The sequence below is a fragment of the Pseudomonas sp. PS01301 genome (assembly GCF_029960215.1).
Taxonomy (GTDB): domain Bacteria; phylum Pseudomonadota; class Gammaproteobacteria; order Pseudomonadales; family Pseudomonadaceae; genus Aquipseudomonas; species Aquipseudomonas coleopterorum.
In genome coordinates, this window is sequence record NZ_JASCPM010000086.1 from 1 (window position 1) to 5487 (window position 5487).

At 65.9% G+C, this 5487-nt stretch carries 9 protein-coding genes and 1 pseudogene; all 10 read right to left on the bottom strand.

The annotated features are described in order from the left end of the window. Window positions 1–88 precede the first annotated feature (88 nt). Window positions 89–556, bottom strand: a complete 468-nt coding sequence (locus QMX89_RS22305; protein ID WP_104685793.1) for an alpha/beta fold hydrolase — start codon at window positions 554–556, stop codon at window positions 89–91. A gap of 37 nt (window positions 557–593) precedes the next feature. After that, window positions 594–1025 (bottom strand): lactoylglutathione lyase, encoded by a 432-nt coding sequence (gene gloA, locus QMX89_RS22310; RefSeq protein ID WP_282349922.1) that lies wholly within the window; start codon window positions 1023–1025, stop codon window positions 594–596. Between the two features lie 111 nt (window positions 1026–1136). Continuing rightward, window positions 1137–1517 (bottom strand): hypothetical protein, encoded by a 381-nt coding sequence (locus tag QMX89_RS22315; RefSeq protein WP_011655359.1) that lies wholly within the window; start codon window positions 1515–1517, stop codon window positions 1137–1139. An 85-nt stretch (window positions 1518–1602) separates the two neighbouring features. Further along, window positions 1603–2100, bottom strand: a complete 498-nt coding sequence (locus QMX89_RS22320; RefSeq protein ID WP_011655360.1) for an SAM-dependent methyltransferase — start codon at window positions 2098–2100, stop codon at window positions 1603–1605. 154 nt (window positions 2101–2254) lie between these two features. Next, on the bottom strand, window positions 2255–2686 hold the full coding sequence (locus tag QMX89_RS22325) for an OmpA family protein (RefSeq protein ID WP_001665065.1): 432 nt from the start codon (window positions 2684–2686) through the stop codon (window positions 2255–2257). 15 nt (window positions 2687–2701) lie between these two features. Next, entirely contained in the window at window positions 2702–3400 is a 699-nt protein-coding gene (locus QMX89_RS22330) for a TraX family protein (RefSeq protein WP_011114053.1), read from the bottom strand. Then, window positions 3400–3666, bottom strand: coding sequence for a hypothetical protein (locus QMX89_RS22335; RefSeq protein ID WP_010890140.1), 267 nt, complete (start codon window positions 3664–3666; stop codon window positions 3400–3402). The genes QMX89_RS22330 and QMX89_RS22335 overlap by 1 nt, the downstream gene beginning before the upstream one ends. A 28-nt stretch (window positions 3667–3694) precedes the next feature. Beyond that, window positions 3695–4330, bottom strand: a complete 636-nt coding sequence (locus QMX89_RS22340; protein WP_011114052.1) for a transglycosylase SLT domain-containing protein — start codon at window positions 4328–4330, stop codon at window positions 3695–3697. 13 nt (window positions 4331–4343) lie between these two features. Next, window positions 4344–4931, bottom strand: a complete 588-nt coding sequence (locus QMX89_RS22345) for a TrbM/KikA/MpfK family conjugal transfer protein (RefSeq protein WP_010890138.1) — start codon at window positions 4929–4931, stop codon at window positions 4344–4346. 17 nt (window positions 4932–4948) lie between these two features. Then, window positions 4949–5362 (bottom strand): annotated as a pseudogene (locus QMX89_RS22350) (P-type conjugative transfer protein TrbL); the annotation flags it as partial. Between the last annotated feature and the right edge of the window lie 125 nt (window positions 5363–5487).

A 5487-nucleotide genomic window follows, 5' to 3' on the forward strand; every position in this document is an offset into this window, starting at 1 on the left:
GACCGAGATCAGCCAGGAGGCCGACATGCGCAACTGTTTTGTCGAGATGGGCGCCTGGGAAGAAGACACCGAAAAGCGTTGGTAGGGCTTACGTTGGTTTTTGGTTCCATTGCTCCCCAAACCCCAACTTCACCGCTTCGGTAAAGGCTTCCATCGTGTTGGCGATGTTCTCGAAGCGATAGCGGTAGTTGCGCGCCGGCGGCACTTCGGTGAGGCCGAACCCCGGAAGGTCGGGCGCGATGACGTGATAGTTGGCGGCCGCAAGCTTCGGGATGAGATCGCGGAACATGTATGACGAGCCACCGAAGCCCATGAGCAGCAGCACCTGCGGGCCTTCGGCGGGTCCGGCCTCGCGGTAGAAGACGCGCACGCCGTCGACGACAGCATAACGGTATGCGACCGGCGTGCTTGCTGCAGCGGCTGCTGGAGCCGCTGTGGGTGCAGCGTGCGAGGCGAGCGATGCGCCCAGGCCAAGACCGATGGTCGTTGCGACCAGTCCGGCGCTAAGAAGGCGACGCGCAGAGCGAAGCCAGTTGAACGTGTCGAATGAATTCATGCTGGTTCCTTAAAAAAGTGTGGGTGCCGCGTTGGATTCAGCGGCGTTGGATCAACTCGATTCGGTAGCCGTCGGGGTCGTCGACGAAAGCAATCACGTCGGGCTCGCTGCCATCCGCTGGGCGGCTGCTCAGTGGACCGGCGGGCCGGCTGACGCTCGCGCCGAGCTGCTTCAAGCGCTCTACGGCGGCATACACGTCATCCACGGCCAAGGCGATATGACCGTAGGCGTTTCCACGCTCGTATTCGCTGCGACCCCAGTTGTGGGTGAGCTCGATCACGCTGTGATCGGCCTCACTGCCGTAGCCCAGAAAGGCGAGCGTGAACTGGCCGTCCGGGTAGTCCTCGCGGCGCAACACGTCCATACCGAAAACCTCGGTGTAGAAGCGCAGGGAGCGATCCAGGTCGCCCACGCGCAGCATGGTGTGCAGAAGGCGGCTCGGCAGTGCTGCCTCAACTTCGGGTGTCACGTCTGTGCTCCTTGAAGAAGCGGCGCCGTCGGTCTGTGCCGGCGGCGCCGCCTTGAGAGGTCGTCCGGCGCACCCACGATCAGCGGGTGCACCTGCTGCTTAGCGCTGACTTCAGCTCAGTTCGCCGCCGAAGCGCTGCACGCCCTTGCCGGTGGCAAAGTTGTGCAGTCCGAAGCTCGGGAAGGTGCCGCGCAGGCCTTCGAACTTGCCGGTGGAATCGACCACCTTGTGCATGACGGTGAGCGAGACCTCGTCGATGCCCGGCACCTGGATGCCTGTGGCGGTGTCGACCGTCGAGATGCGGCTGCCGTCGCGGCTCATGAATTCATGAACCATCGTGAAGCTCGCGCGGCCGTCGACGAACTTGATTTCACTGGTGGCCTTGGCCCAGATCGGGCCGTCGAAGTCACCGTCGCCGGTGGCCAGGAAGGTTTCGATATGCGGCAGGTATTGCACGGCGGCGAAAGCGCCGATGCTGAGGGGCTTGGACATGATGCACTCCTAGGTTGGTGTTGGCCTGATGAATAGGCCGCGGGGACGGACGCTGCCGACGCTCGTCACGCCGGCAGCACCGGGATCACTTGCTGTTGCTCAGGCGGAAGCTGATCACCTTGGCAGCGTCCGTCTTGGAAGCGTTGACGACCTGCGTGTCGGGTGCGCTCTTGGGCTGATAGAACGTTTGACCCGTCAGATAGACGATCGGCGCTTCACCGCGCACTTTGACGCTGACCGCACCCTTGTCGTCGTATTCGTGGCGGTATAGCTTGCCGCCGCGCCGGCTGTCCATCACGTAGGGCGGATCGGCGTAGACGAACTCGGAGCCGGTGAACTGGTGGGACTCCAGCCAGGCCACGGCGTCGCCGTGGTGCAGCTCCAGGCCGGGCACGTCGAGCTGCTGCCAGACCTCGATCACCTCGGGATCAACGTCGATGCCGACGCTGCGGGCAGCGGGCCGCTTGCGCTCCAGGATGTTGCCGCCGCCCAGGTGCGTTTCGATGTACGTGTCGTGAGGCGGGATGTTGTTGATGATCGTCTGGTAGACGCCGGCACCGCCCTTGCCGCCGGGGTATCTCATGGCCTTCTTCCTGGAGTAAATCGGGACTTGGCCAGCATCGTCAGAAATGGCGATGCTGTCAAGGGAAGCCGGCCGGGCCTGCATCGTCAGAGCCGACGATGCGAAGCTGCTGGAGCGTCCTGCAGCACCGCCAGGAATGGCGATGCCGGATCGCTCAGTAGGTGGGGATGTAGACCACCTCAATGTCCACGCGCTGGTTCTCGCGCCGGCCCTCGGCCGTCGAGTTGTCTGCCACGAAATCGGCGGCCGATGCGAAGTTCACCATGATCTTGAGCGGCGAGACGCCGCGCGCCACCAAGTACGACCTGGCCGAGAGCGCACGGCGTAGTGCAAGGGCCTCATCGGCCGCGCTGGGCCGTAGTGTGCTGGTGCGCCCGCTGATGTAGATGATCGCCGCATTCCTAGCGTCGGCCAGCAGCTCCAGGGCCTCTGGCGTCGGCTGGAATGTCGCGCTGCTGTCGGGGAAGGACACCGATACGCCGGACTTGATCGGCGTGCCGAAGTTGCCGGCGTCGCCGGCGGCCAGTGCGCTTTGCGCGCTGACCAGGAACGCCAGAGAGAGGGCCAGAAGAACGGGTTTTCGCATGGGGCAGGACTCCAATCAGAAGAACAGGTAGCCGGCCTTGCTCATGGGGATGCGGATCAACCAGAGCGAGGCCAGGTGCAGCGGGTAATAGGCGTAGAAGGCCCAGCGCAGGCGCGGCACGCGCACATCCACCCGCGAGGCCAGGAAGAGCACCGGCAGGGCTGCCAAGGCCCACAGGTTGCGATTGACGAACCACAGGGCCGCGCAGGCCAGCACCGCGACCGCCGCGGCGGCCCAGCTCGGCCGGCGCGTGTACGACCACACCGCCAGGCCGAAAGCCACGGCCGGCCACCAATATTCGACCGAGCTGCCGCCGACCAGGAACACCACGCCGGCGGCCGCCAGGTGCAGCTTGCCGCCACGTTCGACCAGGTAAGCCGTGGCCGTGACGACCAGCAGCGTGAACATCACGTTGAGCGGCCACCAACCGGCGTACAGGCCGCCGAGGGCCACGAAGGGCACGGAGGCCAGCGCGCCGAACATCGCCAGGCGCGACATGGTGCGGCCGTACACGCCGCGTTCGAGCGTGCCCGGCCGGGCCAGGTTGTAGGCCAGGACGAACACGAAAAGGGGGAGCGCCACGCGGCCGGCCTCGAACAGCACCGGCAGCGTCGCGTTGAACAGGTACTTGTTGACGTGATCGCCGGTCATGAGAACCAGTGCGAGCCACTTCAACGCTTCGACGGTTCCATCAGGAATCCGCAGGGCCTTCATCAGCGCCGGCCCCCGCGAATCGCGTAGGCGCGCAGCACCAGGAAGATGATGTAGAGCGCTGGCAGTGAGAGCACGAAGGCGATGGGCTTGCCGATCCACGCCGGCAGCGCCCACAGCAGAAGGCCCAAGGCGAAGATCGGGCCGAGGCCCAGCAGAAGCAAATCGAGCTGGTTCTTGGCCTGTCCTTCCGCCCACTTGCAATAGGCTTGAAGCAACCGGCCGACGCCCAGCGTGTACCGCATCATGAAGGCGTGGAATTTGTCCATGTTTAGCCGCTAAATCGGAAGAGCCGGCCTACTCGGCCGACCCCTCGCGTGAAGTGTTGAAAGACACCGTGCGGGGCACGTAGCCGGCCACCGACACGCTGCGAGCTGCTGCGGCCGCTGGGGCGGCCTGCTGGGGTGCTGGTGCCGGCCTGGCCGCCGGCGTCGCCCGCTGGGCCACCGTCGCGGGCTGGCTGGGCGTCGAGGGCGTGGCCCCGGCCTTCGTCACGTCAAGCGTGACGAACCGAGCTTCGAGCCAATCGGCCCACTTCGACGCCTTGCGCATCAAGTCGGCCCGGTACACCGCGTTGTACTGCGGCGTGCGCGAGTGGTAGTTCGCCGCCTTCGTCCAGAGGTCGCCCTTGTCGTTGCGGATGTGCATCCGCAGCCGCCAGGCGGCCAGGTCGAACGAGTAGCAGCCGGCAGCCGCCACATCGTTCGCCGTGATGCCGTATCGGGCCAGGTCGCCCAGGTACGCGGTGTTGAACTGCATCGGGCCAACGTCATGCGTGCCATTCGAGTTGCGCACCCACTGGCCCGGCTTGCCGCCCTCTTTCTCGGCGACGGCCAACACGATGTTGACCGGCACCTCGTACTTGACGGCGGCCGAGATCGAGCAGACGACGCGCTCCTGGAGCTGCGGCGGCAGATCGGCGAAGAACGGCATGCCCTCCCCTCCCTCAGTTCAGCCAGGACTGACGGCGGCGCTCTTCGTCCTCGCGCCGGATGCGTTCGTTGTACTCGGCCAAGGCGCGGTCATAGTCGCGCGCTTCGACCCAATACCCGCCCCGCTCTGGCGTCCCGACATAGCGCGGCAGCGTGCCGCTGCTGGCGAAGTCGGTGTAGGCGTGGCCGGTGTAGGCCCCGCAGTAGTCAGGCAACTGGTTGCTGATGTACGTGCGCCCATCGTCGTAGCCGCCCGTCCACATCACCAACGTCGAGTTCAGCGACTGCGCGTCGCAACGGCCAGCGCCGCGCGAGATCGCCGACACGAGCGACTGCATTTCCGGCGTCTGGCTCGCCACCGGGCAAAGCTGGAGGAAGTTCAGGCGGGCGCGGATCGTGTCCGACAGCTTGCGCTTCGTGATGTTGAAGTACCGCGACAGCGACGGCGTGCATTCGCTCGGGCGCGTGCCCGACGACAGGCACAGGATCGCCTCGCAGGCCAGGCGCGTGTCGCCGGTCAGCACGTCTTGCGCGCTGGCCGTGCCGGCGGTCGATCCGAGGGCTGCCACGAGGGCGGCCAGGGCAAACAGTTTCTTCTTCATGGTTGGACTCTCCTTGGTTACGCAGTTGTGCCGTCGCGGCCTTGCTCGCGGTTGGCGAACGCAGCTACTTCGGACTCGGGATCGGCATCGGCGGGGCCGCCTGCCAGGCTGTTGTCGCCGAAGCTCGGCGCGGGCTGCTGGTCGGGCACGTCGATGTTCTCGGCCGTGCCGCTTCCTTGCGCCTTGATCGCGGCGGCGATCTTTCCGCCAGTGGTGTCGGCGATCCGCTCGGCTGCGGCTTCGCGCAGGCTCGCGGCTTTGGCCTTGGCAACATCGGCGGTTCCCTTCGCCAAGTTCGCGCCGGCGTCGGCGGCGATGCGGCCGGCCGTGCCGAGGGCCGATGCGGCCGATGCGAGCAAGCCGGGGCCGGTGCTGCCCGGTGCGGCCTGCTGCCCTTGCCCTGCCCCGCCGGCGGGCTTGGGTTCGTTCTTGGGGTTTGGGGAGCAATGGAACCAAAAACCAACGTAAGCCCTACCAACGCTTTTCGGTGTCTTCTTCCCAGGCGCCCATCTCGACAAAACAGTTGCGCATGTCGGCCTCCTGGCTGATCTCGGTC

Bases quoted from the DNA above. Each gene is read 5' to 3' on its own strand.
- QMX89_RS22325 (WP_001665065.1), bottom strand. From the start codon at position 2,686: ATGCGAAAACCCGTTCTTCTGGCCCTCTCTCTGGCGTTCCTGGTCAGC.
- QMX89_RS22335 (WP_010890140.1), bottom strand. From the start codon at position 3,666: ATGGACAAATTCCACGCCTTCATGATGCGGTACACGCTGGGCGTCGGC.
- QMX89_RS22345 (WP_010890138.1), bottom strand. From the start codon at position 4,931: ATGAAGAAGAAACTGTTTGCCCTGGCCGCCCTCGTGGCAGCCCTCGGA.
- QMX89_RS22320 (WP_011655360.1), bottom strand. From the start codon at position 2,100: ATGAGATACCCCGGCGGCAAGGGCGGTGCCGGCGTCTACCAGACGATC.
- QMX89_RS22315 (WP_011655359.1), bottom strand. From the start codon at position 1,517: ATGTCCAAGCCCCTCAGCATCGGCGCTTTCGCCGCCGTGCAATACCTG.
- QMX89_RS22305 (WP_104685793.1), bottom strand. From the start codon at position 556: ATGAATTCATTCGACACGTTCAACTGGCTTCGCTCTGCGCGTCGCCTT.
- QMX89_RS22330 (WP_011114053.1), bottom strand. From the start codon at position 3,400: ATGAAGGCCCTGCGGATTCCTGATGGAACCGTCGAAGCGTTGAAGTGG.
- QMX89_RS22340 (WP_011114052.1), bottom strand. From the start codon at position 4,330: ATGCCGTTCTTCGCCGATCTGCCGCCGCAGCTCCAGGAGCGCGTCGTC.